We start from the raw sequence: 25726 nt of genomic DNA, 5'->3' as shown, positions 1-25726 counted from the left end.
CCTTCCGCCGTCATTGGGGACCGGTCTTTGCGACCCCTTCTCGGCGACCCCGACTAGGCGTCCCCGTCTCGGCAACCCCGTCATTCCCGCGAACGCGGGAATCCATTTTCTTCATCCCACTCAGCAATTTGGATCCCCGCGTTCGCGGGGATGACGGAGATGCAGTGGAGATTACCTGCGCAATCTCATTCAAAAAGGCATTGTCACCTGCGACGCCTATTCCGTGCGATTGAAACTCTGAATGGCATTGACTATTGCATGGACGATGTGTTGCTGATTATCTTTGTCTGAAACATATTTCTCGTCTGCCTCGTCGACAATCACGCCCACTTCCAGCAGCACCGCAGGAACGCTTGTCTTCTTCAGCACGATCAGGTCATCGAATTGGTAGATGCCAAGTGTTGGATTGAGCAATAACCTGTTTTCCCCGGCTATTTTCTCCGCGTGATGCAAGGTCGGCTTCCTTCCAAGTTTCAATAATTCTGCACCCAGCAGTTCGGCGAATTCCTCGGATTTTTTGAACTGAGGATTTTTCGTTGAAATGAAAATCGAGAATCCCGCAATGGGCTGCTTGGTTTTGTAGGCAGGAAGATTGTTGAACGTAGTTTGATTCAGATATACCGGCTGTGCGGAATCGTGATGTATCGATAAAAACAAATTCGCCCGGTCGATGTTGGCAATCTCCGCGCGCCTTTCCAGGCTGATTTCCTCGCCAGGCTGCTTCGTCAGGATCACCTTCACTCCCACTTCGGCAAGCGGCTTCACCAATTGTGCGACGAGATTGTCATTGTACTCAACCTCATATACGCCTTCAGCACCCAAGGCGCCAGGGTGGCTTTTCGTGTGGCCGGCATCGATGACGACAATCGGGGCTGTCGTAACATCCTCTTTTGCCAAGCCTGAAATGCCATGCAGCGAACCTGCCAGCAACAAAAACAGATTGATCGAAAAAAACCAGTTTGCTGCGTGCCAGGTTCGCTTCATTGCAATTAGCCCCAGTTCTTTTGCGCGATCAACTCATTGCGGCAAGTACCTGCCTTGCATTCGCGCAAGCGGTCACGCAGATAGTCGGTGCGTTCTTTATTGACCTTGTAATTGCAGCTCACGTCGATAGAGCCGGATTGTTCGCACGAACTGTCCCGATATTTCAGCCAGGCGCGCTGCGTTTCAGTCAGTTGTTTTTTTAAATCCTCCTTCAAGACGCCGCGCAGTTCGCTATAGACGGTGTTCAATTCCTTGTCGGCCTCCATGAATATCTTGGCCATGCAATAGGTCTTGTCGTAGGAGGTTTTGTATTTGTCGCATTCGCCATCGGCATGCGCCAGGTTCGACATCAACATGAACAGACTTGCGGATAAACCGGCAATCACTTTTTTCATTTCATTTCCCCCATGGGTGTCAGTAAAAAATTGAATCTTGATGATTGCAAAATTATACGTATTTTGTCATTTTTCCATAGGGAAATTTGTGGATGTTGTGATTGCTGGACGGCGAGCAGCCTAGGTCAGGAGGCCGGCGACGATTTCTTGCGGCTGCGCCGTGAATGCTCACTTGCGTCGGGCGCGCGCCACATCCAGTTTCTGGCATAGTTCAGTAGCGCCATCCAGGATCCTTGGCCCGGGGCGGCTCATTTGATCCGGCGTCAACGCAAACAGATTGTTGCGCATCACCGCGGTGAGTGCCGGGAAGCGGCGCCATCCGCCGCTGTCACCATCGGCAGGTTGTTTGCTATCGGCGGCAAAGATCACTTCCGGATTGGCTTGCAACACCGCTTCGGTGCTGACTGTCGGCGCCAGTTGCGACAGCTTGCCGAATATATTCTCGCCGCCGCATAAACGGATCACACTCGACACCAAATGATGGTCGTTGAGCGTCATTAGCGGCTTTTGCCATATCTGGTAAAACACCCGGACCTTGGGGTGTTTCTGATAAGTCTTGCCAAGTATCGCCAGGCGTGCGCGGAAGGCTGCGGCGGCCGGTTTGCCGATATTTTCGGTGCCGGCCAGTATCGACAGTCGTTCCAGCGAAGAGGCGATGGCGGCGAAGTCGTGCGGTTCGCTTTCGAATACCGGGATGCCGATGGCGCGCAAGGTGGCCAGCTGGCTGGCGGAATTGCCGCTGTTCCAGGCCACCACCAAATCAGGCTTCAAGGCAATGATGCGTTCCGCGTCCAGTGCATTGCTATCGCCGACGCTGGGCAGTTGCTTTACCACAGGCGGATAGTCGCTGTAGGCGCTGACCCCGATCACATAAGGCCCGGCGCCGGCTGCAAACAGCAGTTCAGTGACGTGCGGCGCCAGGCTGATGATGCGGTGTGCAGGGCGTGGCAGTGTGACGGTGTGTTGCGTATCGTCTTGGACTGTGATCTTGTCGACGCCGGCATTCGCGCTGGCGATAGCCAGGCTCAGCAGCGCCGCCAGGCAAATGATGTGTTGTCTGCTGTGGCGGCGAGCTTGCATGTACTACTTAAATTTCCAGGTTGTCGATCAGGCGCGTACCGCCCAACTTGGCAGCGGCCAGCACCACCAGTTTTTCGCCTTGCGCCAGATCGCCGGCGGCCGGCGGTTGCAGGTCGCTGCGCTTGCGGATCGAGATGTAGTCGGGTAGCCAACCGCGTCCGGCGAGTTGCGACATTGCCTGCTTTTCCAGTTCGAAGATGTCGAGATGGCCGGCGCGCACTTCGTCAGCGACCTGATTGAGGGTCTTGAACAGCATCGGCGCTTCTGCCCGCTCTTCGGTGGACAGATACATATTGCGCGACGACAGCGCCAGGCCATCGTCGGCACGGAACGTTTCGGCGGCGATGATTTCGGTCGGTAGCGCGAATTGCTTGGACATGTTGCGGACGATCATCAACTGCTGATAATCCTTCTTGCCGAACACGGCAACGCGCGGCTGGACGCAGGAAAACAGCTTCAATACGACAGTTGTGACGCCGGTAAAGAAGCCTGGACGGAATTCACCTTCCAGCGTATTGCCGAGGTCGTCGGGCGGGCGCACACGGAATTCCTGCGGCTCCGGATACAAGTCTTTTTCAGTCGGCGCGAAGAGGACGTAGACGCCTTCCTTTTCCAGCTTCTCGACGTCGGCGGCGAAAGTGCGCGGGTATTTGTCGAAATCTTCGTTGGGGCCGAATTGCAGACGATTGACGAAGATCGACGCGACGATCGGATCGCCGTGCTTCTTCGCCAGCCGCATCAGCGACAGATGGCCATCGTGCAGGTTGCCCATGGTTGGTACGAATGCGGTACGCAGCTGGCCGCGCAACTGGTCGCGGAGTTCTTCGATGGAGGAGATGATTTTCATGGCTTATTTTTATGGGACAAGGTTAAAGAATCGCCGTGGCATGGCGAATTACTCCGTCCCTAATGAGGTAAACAGGAAATTATGTCGGCGCTAAGTTGGTGAATAGGTCGGCGAGTAAGCCAGGCGCACGTAGATGGGCGCAAAAGGTTCGGCCTGGGTGATTTCAATCAAGGTTTCCTTGGCCAGCTCCAGCAGTGCGATGAAGTTCACCACCAGCACCGGCACGCCGCGCGCAGGATCGAACAGATCGGCAAATTCGACAAAGCGCGACGATTGCAAGCGCCGCAGGATCCCGGTCATGTGCTCGCGCACCGACAGCTCTTCGCGGCTGATGGTGTGATGGGCGGTCAGTCTGGCGCGCTTGATCACATCGGCCCAGGCTGCCTGCAGGTCGTCCAGATTAACGTCCGGCCAGCGGGTGACGGTGTTTTGTTCGATGTAGATCTGGGTGCGGACATAATCGCGACCGAGTTGCGGCAGGGCATCGATTTCGCGCGCCGCCAGCTTCATCTGCTCATATTCCAGCAGGCGCCGCACCAGCTCGGCACGCGGATCTTCAGCTTCTTCGCTATCGGTCTTGCGCACCGGCAGCAGCATGCGCGATTTGATCTCGATCAGCATCGCCGCCATCAGCAGGTATTCCGCCGCCAGCTCCAGGTTGGTGATGCGGATCTGGTCGACGTATTCCAGATATTGCAGGGTGACCTGCGCCATCGGGATATCGAGGATGTTGAAATTCTGCTTGCGGATCAGGTATAGCAGCAGATCGAGCGGACCTTCGAATGCTTCCAGGAAAACTTCCAGCGCATCCGGCGGAATGTACAGATCGGTCGGCATGCGGAACAGCGGCTCGCCGTACAGGCGCGCAAAGGCGACGCCGTCGATCACGTTCGGCGTCGAATCGGGCTGTCCTTCCAGCGTCAGTTCTGCGGCATCCGACACGTTCTGGCTCATTTAACCGTTACCTGATGTTGGCGAAATTAGTGGTTGTTTTGATACACATAGGGTTGCTGATCGACGCGCGACTCTTGCGTGCGCTGTTGGCTATCCAGGTCGATCGGGGTCTTGTCCCACAGCAAAGCGCGGCCGGCCAGTTGCTGTTCTTCCAATTTCGGGTTCTTTTTCTTGAGTTCTTCGATGAATTTGGTGATATCGGATTCGTAGCCTGAAATTTGCTTGGAGAATGTCATGGTTGCTTTGATAATTCGGTGGAAGTAGGCGCTATTTTATGCTATTTCCTAGCTGCCGAACTGTTTGTGCGCGGCAACCGCAGGGATTATCCTGTCGTGCCCGCACAACAATGCGTCAGCATCGAACACTATCAGGAGGTAATGATGAAACAACGGCTACGCACCATGCTAATGGTGATTGCGCCATTTCTGATTGCAGCTTGCGACCAGAACGGCAATTTCATACAGGAGGCTGGCTTGGAAAAACTGCACCGCGGCGAATCGTCCGAGGCTGATGTCCGCAATGCCATGGGGCAGCCGGATACGGTCTGGGAAAAGGAAAATGGCGAGCGTACGCTTGAATATCCGAAAGGCCCGGCCGGCGCCCGCACCTGGATTTTTTATATTGGCAAGGACGGCAAGCTGAGCGATTACAAACAAGTGCTGACGGAAGAGAATTTCGCCAGGATCAAGGTCGGCATGAGCAAGGAAGAGGTCCGGCAAATGCTGGGCAAGCCGCGCACGGTAGTGCAATTTACCCGCAAGAACGAGGAAGTCTGGGATTGGCGCTATATCCAGAGCGACGCCAGCCAGGCTTTCTTCAATGTTCACATGGATATCACCAGCGGGCTGGTGACCGGCACTTCAGTGTCGCAGGTGTACGGACACTAAGCGGACTAGGGTGGGCACAACGTGCCCACGTTACCGTTTCAGCCAGCGCCGCATCACAATCGGCGGCTCGTCCAGCGGATTGGCGCGAGTGTATTCCAGTTCCGGCGCCAGTTCGAATTCAAACACCGCATACAGATCGACGACCCGCGTCTGATCGGCGCGTACCGCCAAGCGCAGTTCATTGATATCTGCACCCTGGGCGCGATGGATCAGCGCTTCCATCAAATGCTGCGACAGGCCTTGACCGCGATAGGCAGGCAACACGCCCATGCGCAGGATTTCCCAGACGTCGGTTTCGGTATCGGACGGCAGCCAGCGCACCGAGCCGACGGGGCGCGTATCTAACTGCAAGATGAAGCCGCCGCCGCGCTGCAGGTCATGCAACACGCGCTCAGCACTTTCGTGGTGGCCGCTGGAACTGGCGGTCACCCGTTCGGCCCAGCAAGCGCGTGTCAGCTCGGCGATCAGTGCGGCATCGTCGGTGCTGACTTCGCGGACTTGCAGGTTCATAGGCTTGCTTAGCTGACGCGCATGCCCGGCTCAGCACCTGGCCATGGATTGAGCACGTAGATGCCGGCGTTGGTCTTGTTATCCGCCGCAGACGCTGCCAGCACCATGCCTTCCGAAATGCCGAACTTCATCTTGCGCGGCGCCAGGTTGGCCACCATCACGGTCAGCTTGCCGATCAGTTCTTCCGGCTGGTAGGACGACTTGATGCCGGAGAACACATTACGCAGGCGGCCTTCGCCGACATCCAGCGTCAGTCGCAGCAATTTGTCGGAACCGTCGACGTGTTCGCAGTTGACGATCTTGGCGATACGCAAATCGACTTTGACGAAATCATCGATCTTGATTTCTGCGGCCAGCGGTTCGATGGTGCTGGCAGTTGTGTCGCTAGCCGACTCTTCGGTGGCAGCGGCGGCAGCCGGCGCCGCCGGCGCATCAAACAACGCATCCAGCATCTTCGACTCGACCCGCGTCATCAAGTGCGTATAGGCATTGATCTGGTGACCATCGGCCAGTGGCTTGGTCACATCGGCCCACACCAGCGGCTGGATTTGCAGGAAAGCTTCGACCTGGGCGGCCAGCGCCGGCAACACCGGTTTCAGGTACACGGTCAGGATGCGGAATGCTTCCAGCAGGCGGCTGCAAACTTCGTGCAGGGCCGCTTCCTTGGCCGGATCCTTGGCCAGTTCCCACGGCTTGTTGGCGTCGACGTAGGCGTTGATCACATCAGCCTGTTCCATCACGGCACGCAATGCCTTGCCGTATTCACGGCCGTCGTACAGTGCACGAATATCGCCGGCAACGGTGCGCAGGCCGGCCAGGAAAGGATCGCTGTGGGTGGCCCAGGCAGTGCTGACCTTGCCGTCGAATTTCTTGGCGATAAAACCGGCGGCGCGGCTGGCGATGTTGATGTACTTGCCGATCAGGTCGGAGTTGACGCGGGCGACGAAGTCATCCGGGTTGAAGTCCAGGTCTTCCACCTTGGCGCTCAGCTTGGCGGCGATGTAGTAGCGCATCCATTCCGGATTCATGCCGAGATCAAGGTAGCGCAGTGGCGAAATGCCAGTGCCGCGTGATTTCGACATCTTTTCGCCGGAGACCGTCAGGAAGCCGTGCACGAACACATTGTTCGGTACTTTTTGACCGGAGAAATGCAGCATGGCTGGCCAGAACAGCGTATGGAAATAGGTGATGTCCTTGCCGATGAAATGATATTGCTCGGTCTTCGGATCGGCCATGAAGGCGTCGTAGTCGCGCCCGATCTTGCCGAAGTAATTCTTCAGCGAAGCCAGGTAGCCGACCGGTGCATCCAGCCAGACGTAGAAATACTTGCCCGGTTCATCCGGGATCTCGATGCCGAAGTAGGGCGCATCGCGGCTGATGTCCCAGTCGCCCATGCCGCCGTCGCTTTCCAGCCATTCCTTGGCCTTGTTGGCAACTTCCGATTGCAGCCGTGGCTTGCCGTCGACATTGCCGAGCGCCCAGCCGCGCAGGAATTCCACGCACTGTGGATCGGACAATTTGAAGAAGAAGTGTTCCGACGATTTCATCACCGGTGTCGCGCCGGTCAGGGTCGAGTACGGATTCTTCAGATCGGTCGGCGCGTACACTGAGCTGCACACTTCGCAGGAATCGCCGTATTGATTCTTGGCGCCGCATTTTGGGCATTCGCCCTTGATATAGCGGTCCGGCAGGAACATGTTCTTGACCGGATCGTAGAACTGTTCGATGGTCTTGGTCGCGATAAAGCCCGCAGCTTTCAGCTTGCGGTAGATGTCGCGCGACAGTTCATGGTTTTCCGGGCCGTCGGTCGAATGCCAGTTGTCGAAGGCGATGTGGAAGCCGTCCAGGTACTGCTTGCGGCCGGCCGCGATCTGCGCCACGAATTCCTGCGGCGTGATGCCAGCCTTTTCGGCGGCGATCATGATTGGTGCGCCGTGCGCATCGTCAGCACCGACGAAATTGACTTCATGGCCCTGCATTCGCTGGAACCGCACCCAGATGTCGGCCTGGATATATTCCATGATGTGGCCGATATGAAACGCTGCATTGGCGTAAGGCAGGGCGGTAGTGACGAATAATTGGCGGGGAGTTGAAGTCAAAATGATGCTCATTTGGCAATGTTAAGTGCTGCGGATTGGAATAAAAGGTTGATTTTAGCAGCCAACGACGACAATTGTGGCGCAGGGTGGACACATTGTGCCCACGCGTTACCGTTGTAGCTGGAGTTTCGACCTGTGCAAGCGCGTACGTGGAGGAGTTCATGCATGGGCACAAGTGCCTACTCGACGCCGCGCCAGCGGAATGGCAACGATATGGTTTAGACTTGCCGCATCTTATTGGAAATACGTAGAGGAAAAGTAATGAGCGTCACGATTGAAGCAGTCAAGGCAGCATTGGCCGGTGTCATCGATCCGAATACCGGCAAGGATCTGATTGCCGGCAAGTCGGCTAAAAATATCCAGCTGGATGGCGCCAATGTTACGTTCGACATCGAGCTGGACTATCCGGCCAAAAGCCAGTTTGCGCTGATCGGCGACGCCGCCGTTGCAGCGGTTCGCGCGTTGCCTGGTATCGGCCAGGTCAGCCCGCATGTCTATTCGAAAATCCAGTCCCACGCAGTGCAGCGTGGCGTCAAGCTGATGGCGAACGTCAAGAACATCATCGCGGTGGCGTCCGGCAAGGGTGGGGTCGGTAAATCGACCACGGCCGTCAACCTGGCGCTGGCGCTGGCGGCAGAGGGTGCACAGGTCGGGATCCTTGATGCCGACATCTATGGCCCGTCGCAGCCGATGATGATGGGCATCAGCGGCCGTCCGGAAACCAAGGATGGCAAAACCATGGAGCCGCTGGAAAACCACGGACTGCAGGTGTCGAGCATCGGTTTCATGGTCGATCCGGACGAGCCGATGGTGTGGCGCGGCCCGATCGTCACGCAAGCCTTGCAACAGTTGCTGGAACAGACCAACTGGCGCGATCTCGATTACCTGATCGTCGACATGCCGCCTGGCACCGGCGATATCCAGTTGACGCTGTCGCAAAAAGTTCCGGTGACCGGCGCCGTGATCGTCACCACGCCGCAGGACATCGCACTGCTTGATGCGCGCAAGGGCTTGAAGATGTTCGAGAAGGTCGGTATTCCGATCCTCGGGATCGTCGAGAACATGAGTACGCATATCTGCTCGAACTGCGGTCATGCCGAAGCGATTTTCGGTGAAGGCGGCGGCGCTCGCATGTGCGGCGAATACGGCGTCGATTTCCTGGGCGCGTTGCCGTTGACCATGTCGATCCGCCAGCAGACCGATTCCGGCACGCCAACCGTGGTCGCCGAACCGGATGGTGCGGTGGCGCATATCTACAGGGAGATCGCGCGCAAGGTGGCGATCAAGGTTGCTGAAAAGGCGCGCGACATGTCGAGCAAATTCCCGAGCATCGTTATCAAGAACGATTAAAGCGAGGTGATTTCGTGATGCACCGCCAGCCAGATCGTAGGCTGGTTCGCATCGGTCCATTCGATGCGGTGGCGACAATGCGCGGGGATGTGCAGCCAAGTGCCAGGTTGCATGACATGTTCTTCTCTGGCGCCCTCCAGCGTCAGGCCGGCGCTGCCGCTGAGCAGCAGCACCCATTCTTCTTGGGGATTGTCATACCAGAAACCGGGTGGGCTGGCTTGTCCATTGGACACGATGCGTTCGATTTTCAAGCCGGCGCGTTCGTGTAGCAGTTCAAACACTTCCGCCGAACTGTCGAGCGGCAGGTTGTTCAATAAATTGCCGTAGCTGGCTTGCATGTCGGTCCTTTGGGTGGCGGTGTTGACGGTGGTGTCGCGTATTATTGATTATTGCACTCAGTAAATTGTACGGGGTTTGCCCAAGGCATCTGGCAATGAGCGCATGGGCAGTTAGTGTTGTCAATTTTCGATGTAAAGGACCAGAAAATGAAATCACGGATTCTTTCTGTACTGTTTTCCGCAACTTTGCTGAGTGCTGGCCTGCTTCCGCAGATGGCCCAAGCCGCCTCGGTCTCGTTCATTGAGCCGGCTGACGGTGCGGTGGTCAGCAGCCCATTCACTGTCAAGTTCGGCGTCAGCGGCATGGAAGTCAAGCCGGCGAGCGACATGACGCCGGGGACCGGTCACCATCACCTGCTGATCAACGAAGACAGCATCCCGGCCGGGCAGGCTATCCCGGTCGATGACAGGCATTTGCATTTCGGCAAGGGCCAAACCGAAACCAGCGTTACGCTGCCGCCGGGCAAATATAAGCTGACCATGCAGTTCGCCAACGGCGCCCACCAGTCCTATGGCCCGGAACTGAGTAAAACCATCAACGTTACCGTCAAATAAACGCCGGCAGCAGGCAGATCCGCTCGGCGGTTCCATCCACTGGTGCAACGCGGTAAAATGGGGTTTTCCTTGATAACGGCTTTGGCAATCCAAGGCCGTTTTTATTTATCATGACTGCTCCGACTCCAGCTTCCACTTCCCCATCATCGCCGGTGCGTACCCGTTTCGCGCCTAGTCCGACCGGTTACCTGCATCTGGGCGGCGCCCGTACTGCGTTGTTTTCCTGGGCCTATGCACGCCACTTCGGCGGCACTTTCGTGTTGCGCATTGAAGATACCGATCTGGAACGTTCGACCCCGGAAGCCGTGCAAGCCATCATCGACGGCATGCAATGGCTGGGTCTGGAGCATGACGAAGGTCCGTTCTACCAGATGCGCCGCATGGATCGCTATCGCGAAGTGATCGCGCAAATGCTGCAGGAAGGCACGGCCTACCACTGCTACTCGTCGCCGGAAGAAGTCGAAGCGATGCGCGAACGCATGCGCGCCGCTGGCGAAAAGCCGCGTTACGACGGCACCTGGCGTCCAGAGCCGGGCAAGACTTTGCCTGCGATTCCTGCGGATCGCAAGCCGGTGGTGCGTTTCAAGAATCCGCTCGATGGTGACGTCAGCTGGGACGACGTGGTCAAGGGCAACATCACCATTTCCAACCGTGAAATGGACGATCTGGTGATCGCCCGTCCAGACGGCACGCCGACGTACAATTTTTGCGTGGTGGTGGACGATTGGGACATGAAGATCACCCACGTGATCCGCGGCGACGACCACGTCAACAATACACCGCGCCAGATCAATATCCTGAAGGCGCTGGGTGCAACGTTGCCGCTGTACGGCCACGTACCGATGATTCTCGGCGCCGACGGCGAGAAACTGTCGAAGCGCCACGGTGCGGTCAGCGTCATGGATTACCCGGCGCAAGGCTACCTGCCGGAAGCGATGCTGAATTACCTGGCGCGCCTGGGCTGGAGCCATGGCGACGAAGAAATTTTTTCGATGGAACAGTTCTGTGAATGGTTTGATCTCGACCACCTGTCGAAATCGCCGGCACAATTCAATCCTGAAAAACTGGCGTGGATCAACAACCACTACATCAAACTGGCCGACAACGCGCGCCTGGCAGCCATGGTCAAGCCGCTGATGGAGCGGGACGGCGCTGATTTCACCAATGCCCCGGACTTGCCGAAAGTGATCGGCCTGTTGAAGGAGCGCGCCAACACCGTCAATGAAATCGGCGTTGCAGCGATGCTGTTCTACCGTAAGCCGGCGCCGGATGCTGCGCTGCTGGCACAGCACTTTACCGATGCGATCAAACCGGCGCTGGCCGACTTTGCGGAACGTTGCGCCACGATTGAGTGGACCAAGGAAAGTTTGGCGCCGATGATCAAGGAAGTGCTGGCGACACACAAGCTGAAGATGCCGCAGTTCGCGATGCCGTTGCGCTTAATGGTGACCGGGCAGTTGCAGACCCCGGCGATCGATGCGGTGCTTGAATTGTTTGGCCGGGAAGCCGTCATTGCGCGTTTGCAGCAATATCTGGTCTAAATCTGCAATAAATCTGCAAATCGGGATTTACAAGCCGTAAATAAGCTTGCTATAATCTCGCTTCTGCAAACGGGGTATAGCTCAGCTGGGAGAGCGCTTGCATGGCATGCAAGAGGTCAGCGGTTCGATCCCGCTTACCTCCACCAGCAAATTGGTAGCAGAAGTAGTAAGGTTGTAAAGTTAGTTGGGCAGCTTGCTGTCCCCATCGTCTAGAGGCCTAGGACATCACCCTTTCACGGTGAGTACGGGGTTCGAATCCCCCTGGGGACGCCAGAATTCTTTTGGCATCGACAGGAAAGCAGTCGGAAAGCGATTGCAGAATATTGGTGTTGAGTGTTTTCGATACAATCGATGAGGCCGCCAAATGCGGCCTTTATTGTTTTTTGCAAGCAGCAGTAGAAGCACAAGGTCAGTACGGACAGATTACTGTCCCCATCGTCTAGAGGCCTAGGACATCACCCTTTCACGGTGAGTACGGGGTTCGAATCCCCCTGGGGACGCCAGAATAAAAAGGCCCGCGCAAGCGGGCCTTTTTGTTTTGCGGGTTGTAGGGTGGGCAGATTTTCTGCCCACGCTGAATTCACTCATCAATTCATCGTCGCTCCGCGTGGGCAAAATTGCCCACCCCACCGATTCTTTACTCGGCGAGGCGCAATCTATTTCCTGCCGATAGTCATCTCACGCGCACGTTGCATATCCCGGTCAAAATTCGCACGAGCCTCTTTACGGCAATCCGCAGCTTCACGTCCACGCATCGCGCGGCAATCGTTCATCGCCTGCGCATAGGCATTCGTGTTTTCTTTTTTCATGGTCTGGAAACGTGCTTGCGGCGTCCGGTCTTCTATCTTCCAGCGCGGAGGATCCTTGAACTGCACGTTTTCTTCGGCTGCATTGGCATGCAGCGCAAAAGCGTTGGCGGCGATAAAGAGCGATAGCCACAGCGGTTTCAGTTGCATTTTCATGATGCCTCCTTGTTGTATGGCATGCAGCAAGATGCTGCATGCGGACGGACTAATCAAATGCACGGCTTTCATTCGTTCGCCCCAGCAAAATCACGCTGCGCGACAGCTGCGCCGCGTGATCAGTAGCGCGAAATCTGACCGTTGTCGATACGTACCCGGTCGCCAACCCGCAGATCGCCGGGATTGCTGACGCTGATGGTTTGGAAACCGTTGTTGTTCATGCGCACGCGCACATTGTAGGAAGTGGTGCCAGGGCTGGCGCGCTGTTCCAGCTGATTGCCGGCTACCGCGCCGCCAACTACGCCGGCGATGGTCGCCAGGGTATTGCCGTTGCCGTGGCCGATTTGATGGCCGACCACGCCGCCCAGTACGCCGCCGACAACTGCGCCGCCGATGCCTTGGCTAGGCGTGTTGACTGCATCGATTGCATCGACCACGCCATAGTTGTCGCGGCGTGGCGGCTGCTGATAGCTTGGATAGGTCGCTTGCGGAGGCGGATTGTAATAACCCTGGTTGCCTTGGCTGGCGTAACCCTGGTTGCCATAGTTCTGTCCGCCGTAAGGAACCGCGCAGCCGCCGAGCAGCATTGACCCGCCGATCAGTGCTGCCAGCACAGCTTGTTTGGATGTTTTGCGGATTGTCATAAGGTGCCTCATTGAGTCGATTAGTGTCTGTGATGTAATTGATTTAACCAGTGTAGTGCTTTGCTTTACGAGCGAATGTGCGGCACGCCACACTAAAACGATTTTGCGGCCTGCCTGGTTGACCGCAGTAATCTCAGACTGCGGCTGGGACGGCTTTGTTCTTGCAGTCAGGAAAATAAATGTACGGTGAGGGCAATATGGCATGTCGCCTGATAGCAACTTAGCCCTTGCTCCAGTAATCCGGCTGCGCATAGATCGATTTCAGGCGATCTATGAAGAAACGCACCTTGGCCGGCAAATGCCGCTGTTGCGGATAGACCGCCATGATGTCGTAGTGCGGCAGCGCAAACTCATCCAGCACTGTCAGCAGTTCGCCCGACGCCAGTTGCGATTCGATTTCCCAAGTAGAGCGCCAACCCAGGCCGAGCCCTTCGCTGACCCATCGGTGCAGCAATTCGCCATCATTGCAATCCAGGTTGCCGGCGGTCTTGATGATCACCGGCTTGCCGTTTTGCTGGAAGTACCAGCCGCGCTGCTGGCCGCCCTGCAGGTTGAACGAAAGACAATTGTGGTTGGCGATGTCTTCCAGCGTCTTAGGAATGCCATTGCGATGAAAGTATTCCGGCGTACCGCACACGACCCGCCGATTGCTGGCCAGCTTTACCGCGACGAAATTGGGATCGATGGCGCCGCCGATGCGGATGCTGATGTCATAGCCTTCCCGCACCAGGTCGACCACGCGGTCGGTCAGGTTGAATGAAATCTGTACTTCCGGATTGGTGGCTATAAAAGCTGGCGCATGCGGCGCGACATGCTTGCGGCCGAATGCAGCCGGGGCCGACACCACCAGATGGCCGGTAGCCTTGTGACGACCTTCCGAAATGATTTCTCGGCAATATCCAGCTCGGTCAGCAGCTTGCGGCAATGGTCGAGGAAGACCGTGCCTTGTTCTGTCAGGGTCAGATGCCGGGTAGTGCGATGCATCAGCTTGGTGCCGAGCCGCTTCTCCAGCGCATCGATGCGCCGCCCCAGCATGACGGGAGTAATGTCTTGCTCAAGCGCCGCACTCGCCAGACTGCCTTTTTCGACCACGCTGACGAAAGCTTCGATTTGTTTGAGTTTGTCCATCTTTGTCTCCGCATACCCTGTTTTTTATAGTATTCCATACTTCATGTATCGAATAAAGCGATTGTTTGTATTCTTATCAAACAATATGTTTGGTTATAGCATGTGCTTCATCCACTCGGTAGTTGTCAGCCTCTCTTCCAAGTCTCAGCCAAGTCGTAGTGAACGACGCTGATTGAGCCGGGAGAGCCGGCTGAAACAAACCGTAGGCAGTGGCAACAATTTTTACATTGAGTATTCCGGAGGCAACATGGCAAAGATGAAGGCAGTGGACGCAGTAATGCACGTATTGGCAAAAGAGGGCTGCGTACAAGCCTTTGGTGTGCCAGGTGCCGCAATTAACCCGTTTTACTCTGCCATGAAACGGCATGGCGGGATTGAGCACGTACTGGCACGCCACGTTGAAGGCGCATCGCACATGGCGGAAGGCTACACCCGAGCCAACCCAGGCAATATCGGCATCTGTATCGGCACCTCCGGTCCTGCCGGCACCGACATGATCACTGGCTTGTACTCGGCACAGGCGGATTCGATTCCAATCCTCTGCATTACCGGCCAGGCGCCGCGTGCCCGTTTGTACAAGGAAGATTTCCAGGCTGTCGACATCGAATCGATTGCCAAGCCGGTCACCAAGTGGGCGGTCACTGTCCGCGAACCGGCCTTGCTGCCGCGCGTGTTCCAGCAGGCTTTCCACATCATGCGTTCCGGCCGCCCAGGTCCGGTGTTGATCGACATGCCATTCGACGTGCAGATGGCTGAGATCGAATTCGATCCTGATACTTACGAGCCGTTGTCTGTGTACAAACCGGCAGCATCGCGCGCCCAGATCGAAAAAGCGCTGACCATGTTGAACGAATCCGAGCGTCCGTTGCTGACCATCGGCGGTGGCGTCATCAATGCCGATGCAGCTGATCTGGCAGTTGAGTTTGCTGAATTGACTGGCGTACCGGTGATCCCGACTCTGATGGCCTGGGGTGCGATTCCTGACGACCATCCGCAAATGGCGGGCATGGTCGGTTTGCAGACCAGCCATCGTTACGGCAACGCCACCATGCTGGCGTCCGATTTCGTGCTCGGTATCGGCAACCGTTGGGCTAACCGCCATACCGGTTCGGTCGAAGTATTCACCAAGGGCCGCAAGTTCGTTCACGTCGACATCGAGCCGACCCAGATCGGCCGCGTGTTCGGTCCTGACTACGGCATCGTCTCCGATGCCAAGGCAGCCTTGACGCTGTTCGTTGAAGTCGCCAAGGAATTGAAAACCGCCGGAAAATTGCCTGATCGTTCGGCATGGTTGGCAGAATGCCAGGAACGCAAGCGCACCATGCAGCGCCGCACCCATTTCGAAAACGTGCCGGTCAAGCCGCAGCGCGTCTACGAAGAAATGAATCGCGCTTTCGGTCGCGATACCTGCTACGTCAGCACCATCGGGCTGTCGCAGATCGCCGCCGCGCAATTCCTGCATGTGTACCACGCACGTCACTGGATCAACTGCGGCCAGGCTGGTCCGCTGGGCTGGACTATTCCTGCGGCATTGGGCGTCTGCGTTGCCGATCCAAAGCGTGAAGTGGTGGCGATCTCCGGCGATTACGACTTCCAGTTCATGATCGAAGAATTGGCTGTTGGCGCGCAGTTCAACCTGCCTTACTTGCACGTTGTGGTGAACAACTCGTACCTCGGCCTGATCCGTCAGGCGCAGCGCGGCTTCGAGATGGATTACTGTGTGCAGCTGGCGTTTGAAAACATCAATGCGCCGGAACTCAATGGCTACGGCGTCGACCATATCGCTGTGGTCGAAGGGCTGGGTTGCAAGGCGATCCGCGTCACCGATCCGAACGCCATCCAGGATGCGTTTGCTCAAGCCAAGCGTTGGATGAAGGAATTCCGTGTGCCGGTCGTGGTGGAAATCATCCTGGAACGTGTGACCAACGTGTCGATGGGCACCGAGATCGACGCCGTCAACGAGTTTGAAGAACTGGCCAAGAGCCGTGTTGACGCACCAACCGCAGTTTCGTTGCTGGACTGAGTTTTTAGGAGAGAGACGATATGACAAAACTAGCCGCCAACCTGACCATGCTGTTTACCGAGCTGCCATTTCTGGATCGCTTCGATGCCGCAGCCAAGGCCGGGTTCAAGGGAGTCGAATTTCTGTTCCCGTATGCGTTCCGCGCTGAGCAGATCGCCGACAAGCTGGCCACCAACGGCCTGGAACTGGTGCTGCACAATCTGCCGGCAGGTAATTGGGAAGCCGGCGAGCGCGGCATCGCCTGCCATCCAGATCGCGTCAGCGAATTCCAGCACGGTGTCGATGATGCGATTAGCTACGCCAAGGTGCTAGGCGTCAAGCAGCTGAATTGCCTGGTTGGTATCGTGCCGGCAGGCGTCAGCACGGAGTTGGCACGTGCCACCGTGGTCAGCAACCTGAAGTTTGCTGCTGACAAGTTGCAGGCTGCCGGCATCAGGTTGTTGATCGAACCGATCAACAGCTTTGATATCCCGGGTTTTTTCCTGACGGGTACGCATCAGGCACTAGAGTTGATCAAGGAAACCGGTTCCAGCAACCTGTTTGTGCAATACGACATCTATCACATGCAGCGCATGGAAGGCGAACTGGCCAACACCATCAAGGCCAACCTGGCGCAAATCAAGCACGTGCAGCTGGCGGACAATCCGGGGCGTTTCGAACCGGGCACAGGCGAAATCAATTATCACTACCTGTTCAAGTTCCTGGATGAAATCGGCTACGACGGCTGGATCGGCTGCGAGTACAAGCCGAAAGCAGGCACGGTAGAAGGACTTGGCTGGCGCGCTGCGCACGGCCTGTAAATCCTCGCAAAAAGACACACCTTAAAAATTACGGAGAAATATCATGGCAAAAGTTGGCTTTATCGGACTCGGCATCATGGGCGCGCCTATGGCAGAAAACCTGCAACGCGGCGGCCACAAGCTGTACCTGCATGACCAGAAGAATCCACCGGCAGCACTGATTGATGGCGGTGCGACGGTTTGTACATCTGGCGCCGAAGTCGCCAAGCGCGCTGACATTATCATCATCATGGTGCCGGATACCCCGCACGTTGAAGCCGTCCTGTTCGGTGAGAAGGGCGTGGCTGAAGGCCTGACGTCTGGCAAGATCGTGATCGACATGAGCTCGATCTCGCCGATCGCCACCAAGGGTTTCGCCAAGAAGATCAACGCACTGGGCTGCGAATACCTGGATGCGCCGGTTTCCGGCGGCGAAGTCGGCGCCAAGGCTGCATCGTTGACCATCATGGTCGGCGGTTCCGAAGGTGCGTTCAACGATGCCAAGCCGTTGTTTGAACTGATGGGAAAGAACATCACGCTGGTCGGCGGCAACGGCGACGGGCAGACTACCAAGGTGGCCAACCAGATCATCGTGGCGTTGAACATCCAGGCGGTTGCTGAAGCCCTGTTGTTCGCCTCCAAGGCTGGCGCCGATCCAGCGCGTGTACGTCAAGCCCTGATGGCGGCTTTGCGGCGTCGCGCATCCTGGAAGTGCATGGCGAACGCATGGTCAAACGTACTTTCAACCCAGGCTTCCGCATCGAACTGCACCAGAAGGACTTGAACCTGGCATTGCAAGGCGCCAAGGCTCTGGGCGTGTCGCTGCCGAACACCGCAGTTGCACAGGAATTGATGAACTCCTGCGCAGCCAATGGTTTGAGCGGCCTCGATCACTCGGCACTGTGCCGTGCGATCGAGATCATGTCGAACCATGAAATCGCCAAGGCGTAATTTCTGCTATTGTTTATGGAGTGGGCAATAAGACTCGCCCACCCCATGGTTGTTCGAACGTATGGCAGCAAACTCGGCGCGCACGACGCGGTAGAGGCAACAAAAAAAGCAGGACAGAAAAGTTTTTGAGACAACTCGCTTCATAGATCAAGGTACAACAGCATGACTACCGCGAACAGCATCAAGCCCGCCAGCTTCTCCTCGACATGTACCAGGCCGCAGTCGACGCTGTCAGCGCCTCCAAGTGCCTTCCCGAATATCTGGCCAGGATTCCGGCGCCGTCCGGTAAAGGCCGTACGTTGGTGATCGGCGCCGGTAAAGGTGCGGCGGCGATGGCCAAGGCGGTGGAAGACAATTGGCAGGGCGATATTTCCGGTTTGGTCGTGACGCGCTACGCCCACGGCGCGGATTGCAAGCGCATCGAAGTGGTCGAAGCATCGCATCCCGTGCCTGACGAAGCCGGCCGCAAGGCGGCGGCACGGATGCTCGATATGGTGCAGGGTTTGACTGCCGACGACTTGGTGCTATGCCTGATTTCGGGCGGCGGCTCGGCCTTGCTGGCATTGCCTGCGGACGGTATTTCGCTGGAGCAGAAGCAAGCGATCAACAAGGCGTTGCTGAGAAGCGGCGCCACTATTTTTGAAATGAACTGCGTGCGCAAGCATCTGTCGGCCATCAAGGGCGGACGGCTGGCGCTGGCCTGTGCCCCGGCGCGGGTAGTGACGCTGATGATTTCCGATATTCCCGGCGACGATCCCGGCATCATCGCCAGCGGCCCGACATTGGCCGATCCGACCACTTGCGCTGAAGCACTGGCGGTGCTGCGCAAATACAATATCGAGACGCCGGAAGCGATCCGCAAGCATCTCGAATCCGGCGCCGGCGAAACGCCTAAGCCGGGTGATCCGCGCCTGGAACGTAACCAGCACTATGTGATCGCCACTGCGCAAGATGCGCTGGAAGCAGCAGCCGGGGTTGCTACTGCTGCCGGCCTGACGCCGCACATTTTGTCCGATGAGATGGAAGGCGAGGCGCGCGATATCGGGCTGGCGCATGCCGCATTGGCGCGACAGATTTCCCGTCGCGGCCAACCTTTCAGCAAACCATGCGTCGTGATTTCCGGTGGCGAAACCACGGTTACGGTGCGTGGCACAGGCCGTGGCGGCCGTAATGCCGAATTCCTGCTGAGCCTGGCGACAGCGCTGGACGGCTTTCCGGATATCCATGCGATTGCTTGCGACACCGACGGCATCGACGGTTCGGAAGACAACGCCGGCGCGATCTACCAGCCGGACTCGATGCGCAAGGCTGCGGAACTGGGACTGCGCCCGCGCGCGATGCTCGACAATAATGATGGCTACGGTTTCTTCAGCGCGCTGGGCGACCTGGTTGTCAGCGGCCCGACGCGCACCAATGTCAACGATTTCCGCGCCATCCTGATTCTCTAGGAAGCCGGTTTCACTGTTTTGCTGAAATGAAGAAAACAGTCAAGTAGCCTCATCCCGCGCACGCGGGATCCCGATTATTGACGAAAAATGGATTCCCGCATACGCGGGAATGACGCGAGAATTCAGTTACTTCATGTCTGGCTTCATGTCGGACTCACCGCTTGAATTACGAAAGAAAACCAACCATGCGCCGCCAACGTAAAGCAAAAATCGTCGCCACGCTCGGCCCTGCCAGCGCCGACCAGAAAACCATCCAGGCATTGTTCGAAGCCGGTGCCGATGTCTTTCGTTTCAACTTTAGCCACGGCAGCCACGCCGATCACCAGCAACGCTACGAGATCGTGCGCGCGGTGGAGCAGGCAGTTGGCCGGCCGATCGCCATCCTGGCTGATCTGCAAGGCCCAAAGCTGCGGATCGGTCAGTTCGCCGATGGCAAGATCGAGTTGCAGGCAGGCCAGGAATTCACGCTCGACCGCGATCCGGCGCCGGGTAACAAGCAGCGCGTCTGTTTACCGCATGCGGAACTGTTTGAAGTGATCGCCGGCGGCCAGTCTTTGCTGCTGGACGATGGCAAGGTCAGGCTGGAGGTATTGTCGTGCGATGGCCAGTCCATCCATACCCGGGTGGTCAACAGCGGTTCGCTATCGGACCGCAAAGGGGTCAATGTGCCGGACGCGGTATTGCCGATTCCGGCGCTGACTGAGAAAGACAAGCGCGACTTGAAATTCGCGCTGGAACTTGGCGTTGACTGGATCGCGCTGTCCTTTGTGCAGCGGCCGGAAGACGTGATGGAAGCACGCGCCTTGATCGGCGAGCGCGCCAGCATCTTGTCGAAGCTGGAAAAGCCTGCGGCGCTGGAGCAGTTGGACGCTATCGTCCAGGTTTCCGATGCCATCATGGTGGCGCGCGGCGACCTCGGCGTGGAACTGCCGCCGGAGCGCGTGCCGGGTGTGCAAAAGCGTATCCTGCGTGTCTGCCGTCAGCACGGCAAGCCGATCGTGATCGCCACCCAGATGCTGGAATCGATGATTACCTCACCAGTGCCGACGCGCGCCGAAGCTTCCGACGTCGCCAGCGCCATCTACGACGGCGCCGATGCCGTGATGCTGTCGGCCGAATCAGCCAGCGGCGCTTACCCGGTCCCGGCGGTGTCCATCATGGACCGTATCATCACCGAAGTGGAGCGCGACCCGCTGTACCAGAACATGCTGGATGCACAACATGAAACGCCGCTGCCGAACCGCGGTGACGCCATCTGCTCGGCGCTGCGCGATGTGACTCGCATCATTGGCGCCAAGGTCACCGTAACTTATACCAGTTCGGGGCACACCAGTTTGCGTGCTGCGCGCGAACGGCCGATGGCGCCTATTCTCAGCATCACGCCGAAGCTGTCGACAGCACGCCGACTGGCGTTGGTGTGGGGAGTGCATTCGACCATCAGCGAGCAGGTGCATAACGAAAGCGAAATGGTGACTGCCGCTTGCCAGACTGCGTTCAAGGAAGGCTTTGCCAAGGTCGGCGACCAGATTGCGATCACTGCGGGCATGCCGTTCGGTCAGCCGGGTAGCACCAACCTGTTGCGCCTCGCGGAAATCTGGGCACAATAAATTCGGTACGTTACCGGCGTTAGCCGGTGAATTGATGCGGTTCCGCTAGAAAAGCGGCCGGAAAATATCCCCCATGCGCAAGCGGCGGGGATATTTTTATGCCGGGTACAACATCTAAGTAGGTTCTTCTTCCGGCTTGTCTCTGACGAGTTGGAACGATGGCACCAGTTCCAATAGCTGCAATCCAAATTGCGCATCCAGTTTTTTCGCTCTACTACGGATCTCCGATCTGAAAAGCGGCGTCACGCTGCCTTTGATGAAGAACGCAATGCAATTGTGGCTGTCGCTGGTGCGGCACCACCAGATGCGCCAGTCGGATGCGGCCAGCGCCTGCCCGATGGCCTGCACCAGGAAATCCGGACGGTCCCATAGATTGGATACCAGGATGCCGCCGGGCGTCAGACTGCGCAGGCAATCTGCATAGAAACTGCTGGTGCTGAGTTCATCCGCAGGACCATCTGCGGAAAAGCCGTCCAGCATGATGATATCCGCGATATTCCCTTGCTGGGCTTGCATGTACGCTGCCGCATCGGTGTGGATCACTTGCAGGCGTTCGTCGTCGGCGGGAATCATGAACGCGTCGCGCAAGGCGATCACTTCTGCGCTCAGCTCGAGAACGGTAATGCGAGCGGCGGGGAAATGACGATAGCAGTACTTGGCGAGCGAACCGCCACCCAGGCCGACCAGCAAGATGTGCCTGGGGGCTGCATGAAACAGCATGAAACCCATCATCGCCCGGGTATAGCTCAGCAACAGTTTGTGTGGCTCGGCAATCGACATTGCGCTCTGCACATATTTATGGTCGAAGTGCAGCGTACGCATGTCGCCATGGTCGAACACAAAGGGTTGTCCGCCACTTTTCTCGAGCAGTTGTTCAAAAGAGCTGGGTGTGTTCATGTGGCGTGATAGTGAGTCTGTCGCTGTGCCAGTTGCAATAGGCGGAGTACTCAGGGGAACGCTGTGGCCAGCTTATCGTTTCTGCGTTGCTGCACAATGTTTTGCGCGGTCAGGCGCAACATCAGTGCATGATGCGGCGACAGATCTTTCAATTTTTTGAGCAGGCTTTGCTCTGCGGTGTCGAGTCGTTTTCCTTTGCACGCAAACACGATTCGGTTACCGGATTCCCTCGCGTCGACCGCAATCGCGGCGCCGCCAAAACTGCGCTGAATGCGATCGAGATACAAGTCCGTATCGCTATTGTTGCCGAGCAGGTTGACTACCAGCATGCCGTCCTGCGCCAGTGACTGGTAACAGTCGTCATAGAACGCCTGGCTGCATAGCTGTGGCGGCTGCCCGTTGCGGTCAAATCCGTCCACCAGCAGGACATCGTGGTCGTTCTCAGCGTCGCGCACCAGCTGACAGCCATCCATGCAGACAATCTGCAGCCTGTGGTCATCCTGGGGAATCTGGAAATGTTTTCTCAAGGCGATCACTTCCGGGTTGTTTTCGGCCACCACGATGGCGGACTGCGGCAGATGACGATAACAGTATTTGACCAGCGAACCGCCGCCCAGACCTATCATGGCAATCCTCTTCGGCGCATCGTTGAAGAGTAGAAAGCCCATCATCGTGATGGTATAGCCTAGCAGCAGTTCGTCCGGTTCGCTCATGTACATCTCACTTTGTACCGCGCTGCTGTCGAACAGCAGCGAAATCGAGTATGTGTTTTTATAGATGAAAGGACGGCCGTCAGCGGAAAAATTCGCGAGGTCGGAAAGATTGTCTAGAAGCATGGTCGTCTTTTCTAAAGCTCCGGGTAAGGCGAGGTGTCAAACCAGCACATGGCGCGTCTGTATGAAATAACGGTAGATCCGATCTTCTATCAGGGGATCGATCATCACCTCAGGCCGTTTGCCGTTCGGGCAGGCGAGCTTGGGCGTGGTGCCGAACAGGCGGCAAACTAGCGGGCGTTCCTCATACACTTGGCAACCGTTGGCGCCCAGATGCGGGCAGTTCAGTGCGGCCATGGCGGCGTCCTGTTCCTGCGCACTCTTGCGCGGCAGCCTGGCCATCTCTTCGGTTGAGGCCAGCACCGGTCCGCAGCAGTCGTGACAGCCCGGCACACAGGTAAATGCCGGGATCCGTTGCCGGAAGAACTTGATTATGTGCGCATTGCTTTTCATTGTAATGTCATTATCATTAAATGAACATACCATACTCATTCTACGCGATTTGAAAGCTGTTGCCGAGATGCCAGATTATCAGTGGCGGATGGCATGCTGTCCGGGCAGTCAACGATTCTTGTCGGGTTGTGATCCGCGCTGGCGTGCTTCTGCCATCCTGAAAACGGGAATATAGCGGATGCGTTGGTGGAGAAGGCAGGGCTGTCTGTCTTGCAGGAAGGATATCCGGCGCGCAGAAGCGCAAGGTTTTGCCGCTCACGGCAGCGAGCGGCGGTTATGATCTATTTGTTAGTTGCCTTGGGCGTCCTGGCGGCAGCTTTGGTTGGGTAATCGACGTGATGACGCTCCAGATATTCGCGGATCATTTGCCGTATCACCTGCGATGGCGTCAAGTCCTGCGCAAGGCACAGTTCGTCAAACGCCTTCTTTTTCACGGGATCGATCAGGATGGTTAGTCGTGCAGTTTTTGATTCCATGGAATAGGCAGACTTTTATGATAATGAGATTATCATTATACACATCAGGGAGCATGCAATCCGAGGGCGAAAGCCGGTCCGCGCGCGGGATGGTGCGAGTCCTGAAGGGTAGAAAATATGCGATATCTGCTGCAAAAGGCGGTCCAGCGTGACGATGCTGAACCGCCTTTTGCATTCAACTCAGTGCAAGGAATTATCAGGCGGCAAAGCCGCCATCAATGCTGAGGCTGGCGCCGGTGATGTAAGCCGCTTCGGGGCTGGCCAGGTAAGCCACGAAGCCGGCGACTTCTTCAGCGGTGCCGTAGCGGCCGACCGGCATCATTGCCTTCAGGGAGGCGGCGAAGTCGCTGCCGGCCGGATTCATGTCGGTATCGACTGGGCCAGGCTGCACATTGTTGATGGTGATGCCGCGCGGACCGAGGTCGCGCGCCAGGCCGCGAGTCAGGCCGACCAGAGCCGACTTGCTCATGGCGTAAGGGCCGCCGCCGGCAAACGGCATGCGGTCGGCATTGGTGCTGCCGATGTTGATGATACGGCCGCCGCCGCCCATGTGGCGTGCCGCTTCCTGGCTGGCGATGAAGACGCTGCGGACATTGATTGCCAGCGTGCGATCGAAGTCTTCCAGGCTGAAATCGGCCAGCGGCGCAATCGCCAGCACGCCGGCATTGTTGACCAGGATGTCGAGTCGTCCAAACTTCGTCATGGTTTGTCCGATGGCCGCCTTGATCGCTTCGGCGTCAGCGCTGTCAGCTTTGATCGCCAATGCACGTCCGCCGGCAGCTTCGATGTCCTTTACCATTTGCAGGGCGCGCTCACCTGAACTGATATAGGTCAGGGCGACGGCTGCGCCATCTCTGGCCAGGCGTTTGGCGACGGCGGCGCCGATGCCGCGTGAGCCGCCCTGGATGAAGGCGACCTTGCCTGCGAGTACTTGGGATTCTTGATTGTTGCTCATGAGGTTTCTCCGTTTGGTTGCGCCGCTTATCGAAATGATGAGTGGCGAGTTGACAAGCGAAGTATCGGACGATCATTATGTTGTGACTAGTCGCTAATCTTCATATTCACTTCATCCCAAAGGTTTGAAATAACGACATGGAAACGATGATCGGAATGCAATGTTTCGTGCGCAGCGCCGAGGCAGGCAGCTTCTCCGAGGCGGCACGCCGCCTCGGCATGACATCGGCCGCGGTCGGCAAGAATGTGGCACGGCTGGAGGCTGGGCTCGGTGTGCGCCTGTTCCAGCGCAGCACGCGTAGCCTGACCTTGACCGAGGCCGGCGAGAGTTTCCTGCATGAAGTCAGGGACAGCCTGGTGTCGATCCAGGCCGCAGTCGATAACCTGGCCAGCGCCGGTGGGCAACCGGCGGGAGTACTCAAGGTCAGCATGGGCACCGGCTTCGGCCGTACCTACATGGTGCCGCTGCTGGCGCCATTCCTGGCAAAGTATCCGGCGATCTCGCCGGACTGGCATTTCGACAACCGCCAGGTTGATCTGATCGCGCAAGGCTTCGATGCCGCTCTTGGCGGCGGTTTTGAGTTGCCACCCGGCGTTGTTGCGCGCCAACTGGCGCCGGCGCATCGGGTGTTGCTGGCGGCACCGGATTATTTCAAGGGCAAGAAGATGCCGACATCGCCGACCGACCTGGACGCGCTCGACGGTATCTTCATTCGCTCGCCGCAAACGGGAAGAGTGCGCACTTGGCCGTTGCGCAACCGCGCCAACCAGCAGGTGCCGGTGACCTTGCGCGTGCGGATGACCATGAGCGATCCGGAAGCGGCCTGCGAAATCGCTCAGATGGGTCTTGGCATTGCCTTGGTCAGTATGCCGAACGCGCTGCCGTTTATGCTCAACAAGAGCCTGATACGCGTGCTACCCGACTGGTATGTCGACGGCGGTAGCTTGTCCTTGTATTTTGCCGCGCAAAAATTACTGCCAGCGAAAACCCGGGTGTTTGTCGATTACGTCGTCGAGCATTTCCGCGAGCATGATCTGGCGCGCCGTTTCTCGGCATTTTGATGACGCTATCCAAAAACGCAGCAGCTACG

The 25726-nt window shown here is 57.3% G+C and carries 25 protein-coding genes, 2 tRNA genes and 2 pseudogenes; 12 read left to right on the top strand and 17 right to left on the bottom strand.

The annotated features are described in order from the left end of the window. Positions 1 to 216 precede the first annotated feature (216 nt). The 6 genes from CAter10_RS16440 to CAter10_RS16415 all read right to left on the bottom strand — a co-directional run bounded on the left by CAter10_RS16440 (position 217) and on the right by CAter10_RS16415 (position 4496). Positions 217 to 984: an N-acetylmuramoyl-L-alanine amidase family protein gene (locus tag CAter10_RS16440; protein WP_061534255.1), complete on the bottom strand. Its 768-nt coding sequence runs from the start codon at positions 982 to 984 to the stop codon at positions 217 to 219. 5 nt (positions 985 to 989) lie between these two features. Further along, positions 990 to 1379: a lysozyme inhibitor LprI family protein gene (locus CAter10_RS16435; RefSeq protein ID WP_061534254.1), complete on the bottom strand. Its 390-nt coding sequence runs from the start codon at positions 1377 to 1379 to the stop codon at positions 990 to 992. A 168-nt stretch (positions 1380 to 1547) separates the two neighbouring features. Beyond that, the gene (locus tag CAter10_RS16430) at positions 1548 to 2459 is read right to left on the bottom strand and encodes a cobalamin-binding protein (protein WP_128083108.1); all 912 of its coding nucleotides are present in this window, start codon (positions 2457 to 2459) and stop codon (positions 1548 to 1550) included. Between the two features lie 7 nt (positions 2460 to 2466). After that, positions 2467 to 3306 (bottom strand): pantoate--beta-alanine ligase, encoded by an 840-nt coding sequence (panC, locus tag CAter10_RS16425; protein WP_061534253.1) that lies wholly within the window; start codon positions 3304 to 3306, stop codon positions 2467 to 2469. Between the two features lie 90 nt (positions 3307 to 3396). Continuing rightward, positions 3397 to 4260 carry a segregation and condensation protein A gene (locus tag CAter10_RS16420; protein WP_061534252.1) on the bottom strand — a complete coding sequence of 288 codons (864 nt, stop codon included), beginning with the start codon at positions 4258 to 4260 and terminating at the stop codon, positions 3397 to 3399. A 26-nt stretch (positions 4261 to 4286) separates the two neighbouring features. Then, positions 4287 to 4496 (bottom strand): DUF3460 family protein, encoded by a 210-nt coding sequence (locus tag CAter10_RS16415; protein ID WP_061534251.1) that lies wholly within the window; start codon positions 4494 to 4496, stop codon positions 4287 to 4289. Between the two features lie 144 nt (positions 4497 to 4640). Here CAter10_RS16415 and bamE point away from each other — a divergent pair, with 144 nt between their 5' ends. Beyond that, positions 4641 to 5147: an outer membrane protein assembly factor BamE domain-containing protein gene (gene bamE / locus CAter10_RS16410; protein WP_061535410.1), complete on the top strand. Its 507-nt coding sequence runs from the start codon at positions 4641 to 4643 to the stop codon at positions 5145 to 5147. 30 nt (positions 5148 to 5177) lie between these two features. Here bamE and CAter10_RS16405 read toward each other — a convergent pair whose 3' ends face one another. Both CAter10_RS16405 and metG read right to left on the bottom strand, forming a co-directional pair. Next, positions 5178 to 5657, bottom strand: coding sequence for a GNAT family N-acetyltransferase (locus CAter10_RS16405; protein ID WP_061534250.1), 480 nt, complete (start codon positions 5655 to 5657; stop codon positions 5178 to 5180). Positions 5658 to 5665: 8 nt separating this feature from the next. Beyond that, the gene (gene metG / locus CAter10_RS16400; protein WP_082797958.1) at positions 5666 to 7768 is read right to left on the bottom strand and encodes a methionine--tRNA ligase; all 2103 of its coding nucleotides are present in this window, start codon (positions 7766 to 7768) and stop codon (positions 5666 to 5668) included. 249 nt (positions 7769 to 8017) lie between these two features. Between metG and apbC the strand changes: the two genes are divergently transcribed. After that, on the top strand, positions 8018 to 9106 hold the full coding sequence (gene apbC, locus CAter10_RS16395) for an iron-sulfur cluster carrier protein ApbC (protein ID WP_061534249.1): 1089 nt from the start codon (positions 8018 to 8020) through the stop codon (positions 9104 to 9106). Here apbC and CAter10_RS16390 read toward each other — a convergent pair. Beyond that, a complete protein-coding gene (locus CAter10_RS16390; RefSeq protein ID WP_061534248.1) occupies positions 9103 to 9444 on the bottom strand; it encodes a cupin domain-containing protein in 342 nt (113 codons plus the stop codon). The genes apbC and CAter10_RS16390 overlap by 4 nt on opposite strands. 147 nt (positions 9445 to 9591) lie before the next feature. Here CAter10_RS16390 and CAter10_RS16385 point away from each other — a divergent pair, with 147 nt between their 5' ends. From CAter10_RS16385 to CAter10_RS16365, 4 genes are all read left to right on the top strand, one after another. After that, positions 9592 to 9999, top strand: a complete 408-nt coding sequence (locus CAter10_RS16385) for a DUF4399 domain-containing protein (RefSeq protein ID WP_128083107.1) — start codon at positions 9592 to 9594, stop codon at positions 9997 to 9999. 110 nt (positions 10000 to 10109) lie between these two features. After that, entirely contained in the window at positions 10110 to 11540 is a 1431-nt protein-coding gene (gltX, locus tag CAter10_RS16380; protein WP_061534247.1) for a glutamate--tRNA ligase, read from the top strand. 198 nt (positions 11541 to 11738) lie between these two features. Continuing rightward, positions 11739 to 11813 (top strand) — tRNA-Glu (locus tag CAter10_RS16370). Positions 11814 to 11968: 155 nt separating this feature from the next. After that, a tRNA-Glu gene (locus CAter10_RS16365) sits at positions 11969 to 12043 on the top strand. Positions 12044 to 12196: 153 nt separating this feature from the next. Here the strand turns inward: CAter10_RS16365 and CAter10_RS16360 are convergent. The 3 genes and pseudogenes from CAter10_RS16360 to CAter10_RS16350 form a co-directional block, all read right to left on the bottom strand. Continuing rightward, on the bottom strand, positions 12197 to 12502 hold the full coding sequence (locus CAter10_RS16360) for a hypothetical protein (protein ID WP_128083106.1): 306 nt from the start codon (positions 12500 to 12502) through the stop codon (positions 12197 to 12199). A 119-nt stretch (positions 12503 to 12621) separates the two neighbouring features. Beyond that, entirely contained in the window at positions 12622 to 13146 is a 525-nt protein-coding gene (locus CAter10_RS16355) for a glycine zipper 2TM domain-containing protein (protein WP_061534245.1), read from the bottom strand. A gap of 220 nt (positions 13147 to 13366) precedes the next feature. Then, a pseudogene (locus CAter10_RS16350) lies at positions 13367 to 14274 on the bottom strand (LysR family transcriptional regulator). Between the two features lie 247 nt (positions 14275 to 14521). Between CAter10_RS16350 and gcl the strand changes: the two are divergent. The 5 genes and pseudogenes from gcl (at position 14522) to pyk (ending at position 21082) form a co-directional block, all read left to right on the top strand. Next, on the top strand, positions 14522 to 16297 hold the full coding sequence (gene gcl, locus CAter10_RS16345; protein WP_061535407.1) for a glyoxylate carboligase: 1776 nt from the start codon (positions 14522 to 14524) through the stop codon (positions 16295 to 16297). Between the two features lie 20 nt (positions 16298 to 16317). Beyond that, entirely contained in the window at positions 16318 to 17097 is a 780-nt protein-coding gene (gene hyi, locus CAter10_RS16340; protein ID WP_061534244.1) for a hydroxypyruvate isomerase, read from the top strand. Positions 17098 to 17140: 43 nt separating this feature from the next. Next, a pseudogene (locus tag CAter10_RS16335) lies at positions 17141 to 18027 on the top strand (2-hydroxy-3-oxopropionate reductase). Positions 18028 to 18233: 206 nt separating this feature from the next. Continuing rightward, complete coding sequence (locus tag CAter10_RS16330) at positions 18234 to 19475, top strand: glycerate kinase type-2 family protein (RefSeq protein ID WP_061534243.1); 1242 nt, start codon at positions 18234 to 18236, stop codon at positions 19473 to 19475. Positions 19476 to 19660: 185 nt separating this feature from the next. After that, the gene (pyk, locus tag CAter10_RS16325) at positions 19661 to 21082 is read left to right on the top strand and encodes a pyruvate kinase (RefSeq protein ID WP_061534242.1); all 1422 of its coding nucleotides are present in this window, start codon (positions 19661 to 19663) and stop codon (positions 21080 to 21082) included. A gap of 114 nt (positions 21083 to 21196) precedes the next feature. On the opposite strand, the gene CAter10_RS16320 is transcribed toward pyk, so the two are convergent. The 5 genes from CAter10_RS16320 to CAter10_RS16300 all read right to left on the bottom strand — a co-directional run bounded on the left by CAter10_RS16320 (position 21197) and on the right by CAter10_RS16300 (position 24636). After that, positions 21197 to 21979: a fused MFS/spermidine synthase gene (locus CAter10_RS16320; RefSeq protein WP_231879014.1), complete on the bottom strand. Its 783-nt coding sequence runs from the start codon at positions 21977 to 21979 to the stop codon at positions 21197 to 21199. Positions 21980 to 22029: 50 nt separating this feature from the next. Beyond that, positions 22030 to 22815, bottom strand: coding sequence for a fused MFS/spermidine synthase (locus CAter10_RS16315; protein ID WP_061534241.1), 786 nt, complete (start codon positions 22813 to 22815; stop codon positions 22030 to 22032). A 36-nt stretch (positions 22816 to 22851) separates the two neighbouring features. Continuing rightward, positions 22852 to 23205 carry a YkgJ family cysteine cluster protein gene (locus CAter10_RS16310; RefSeq protein ID WP_061534240.1) on the bottom strand — a complete coding sequence of 118 codons (354 nt, stop codon included), beginning with the start codon at positions 23203 to 23205 and terminating at the stop codon, positions 22852 to 22854. A 281-nt stretch (positions 23206 to 23486) separates the two neighbouring features. Continuing rightward, complete coding sequence (locus tag CAter10_RS16305; RefSeq protein ID WP_061534239.1) at positions 23487 to 23681, bottom strand: ribbon-helix-helix protein, CopG family; 195 nt, start codon at positions 23679 to 23681, stop codon at positions 23487 to 23489. Positions 23682 to 23877: 196 nt separating this feature from the next. Continuing rightward, complete coding sequence (locus tag CAter10_RS16300; RefSeq protein WP_061534238.1) at positions 23878 to 24636, bottom strand: 3-oxoacyl-ACP reductase family protein; 759 nt, start codon at positions 24634 to 24636, stop codon at positions 23878 to 23880. 137 nt (positions 24637 to 24773) lie between these two features. Here CAter10_RS16300 and CAter10_RS16295 point away from each other — a divergent pair, with 137 nt between their 5' ends. Next, on the top strand, positions 24774 to 25697 hold the full coding sequence (locus tag CAter10_RS16295) for a LysR family transcriptional regulator (protein ID WP_061534237.1): 924 nt from the start codon (positions 24774 to 24776) through the stop codon (positions 25695 to 25697). The last annotated feature ends 29 nt before the right edge of the window (positions 25698 to 25726 follow it).

Origin of the sequence: Collimonas arenae, assembly GCF_001584165.1 — a bacterium.
GTDB lineage: Bacteria > Pseudomonadota > Gammaproteobacteria > Burkholderiales > Burkholderiaceae_D > Collimonas > Collimonas arenae.
The sequence above is the reverse complement of the archived record's forward strand: the minus strand, read 5'-3'. Positions and strand labels throughout refer to the sequence as shown.

Bases quoted from the DNA above. Each gene is read 5' to 3' on its own strand.
- CAter10_RS16440 (WP_061534255.1), bottom strand. From the start codon at position 984: ATGAAGCGAACCTGGCACGCAGCAAACTGGTTTTTTTCGATCAATCTG.
- CAter10_RS16435 (WP_061534254.1), bottom strand. From the start codon at position 1,379: ATGAAAAAAGTGATTGCCGGTTTATCCGCAAGTCTGTTCATGTTGATG.
- CAter10_RS16430 (WP_128083108.1), bottom strand. From the start codon at position 2,459: ATGCAAGCTCGCCGCCACAGCAGACAACACATCATTTGCCTGGCGGCG.
- panC (WP_061534253.1), bottom strand. From the start codon at position 3,306: ATGAAAATCATCTCCTCCATCGAAGAACTCCGCGACCAGTTGCGCGGC.
- CAter10_RS16420 (WP_061534252.1), bottom strand. From the start codon at position 4,260: ATGAGCCAGAACGTGTCGGATGCCGCAGAACTGACGCTGGAAGGACAG.
- CAter10_RS16415 (WP_061534251.1), bottom strand. From the start codon at position 4,496: ATGACATTCTCCAAGCAAATTTCAGGCTACGAATCCGATATCACCAAA.
- bamE (WP_061535410.1), top strand. From the start codon at position 4,641: ATGAAACAACGGCTACGCACCATGCTAATGGTGATTGCGCCATTTCTG.
- CAter10_RS16405 (WP_061534250.1), bottom strand. From the start codon at position 5,657: ATGAACCTGCAAGTCCGCGAAGTCAGCACCGACGATGCCGCACTGATC.
- metG (WP_082797958.1), bottom strand. From the start codon at position 7,768: ATGAGCATCATTTTGACTTCAACTCCCCGCCAATTATTCGTCACTACC.
- apbC (WP_061534249.1), top strand. From the start codon at position 8,018: ATGAGCGTCACGATTGAAGCAGTCAAGGCAGCATTGGCCGGTGTCATC.
- CAter10_RS16390 (WP_061534248.1), bottom strand. From the start codon at position 9,444: ATGCAAGCCAGCTACGGCAATTTATTGAACAACCTGCCGCTCGACAGT.
- CAter10_RS16385 (WP_128083107.1), top strand. From the start codon at position 9,592: ATGAAATCACGGATTCTTTCTGTACTGTTTTCCGCAACTTTGCTGAGT.
- gltX (WP_061534247.1), top strand. From the start codon at position 10,110: ATGACTGCTCCGACTCCAGCTTCCACTTCCCCATCATCGCCGGTGCGT.
- CAter10_RS16360 (WP_128083106.1), bottom strand. From the start codon at position 12,502: ATGAAAATGCAACTGAAACCGCTGTGGCTATCGCTCTTTATCGCCGCC.
- CAter10_RS16355 (WP_061534245.1), bottom strand. From the start codon at position 13,146: ATGACAATCCGCAAAACATCCAAACAAGCTGTGCTGGCAGCACTGATC.
- gcl (WP_061535407.1), top strand. From the start codon at position 14,522: ATGGCAAAGATGAAGGCAGTGGACGCAGTAATGCACGTATTGGCAAAA.
- hyi (WP_061534244.1), top strand. From the start codon at position 16,318: ATGACAAAACTAGCCGCCAACCTGACCATGCTGTTTACCGAGCTGCCA.
- CAter10_RS16330 (WP_061534243.1), top strand. From the start codon at position 18,234: ATGTACCAGGCCGCAGTCGACGCTGTCAGCGCCTCCAAGTGCCTTCCC.
- pyk (WP_061534242.1), top strand. From the start codon at position 19,661: ATGCGCCGCCAACGTAAAGCAAAAATCGTCGCCACGCTCGGCCCTGCC.
- CAter10_RS16320 (WP_231879014.1), bottom strand. From the start codon at position 21,979: ATGAACACACCCAGCTCTTTTGAACAACTGCTCGAGAAAAGTGGCGGA.
- CAter10_RS16315 (WP_061534241.1), bottom strand. From the start codon at position 22,815: ATGCTTCTAGACAATCTTTCCGACCTCGCGAATTTTTCCGCTGACGGC.
- CAter10_RS16310 (WP_061534240.1), bottom strand. From the start codon at position 23,205: ATGAAAAGCAATGCGCACATAATCAAGTTCTTCCGGCAACGGATCCCG.
- CAter10_RS16305 (WP_061534239.1), bottom strand. From the start codon at position 23,681: ATGGAATCAAAAACTGCACGACTAACCATCCTGATCGATCCCGTGAAA.
- CAter10_RS16300 (WP_061534238.1), bottom strand. From the start codon at position 24,636: ATGAGCAACAATCAAGAATCCCAAGTACTCGCAGGCAAGGTCGCCTTC.
- CAter10_RS16295 (WP_061534237.1), top strand. From the start codon at position 24,774: ATGGAAACGATGATCGGAATGCAATGTTTCGTGCGCAGCGCCGAGGCA.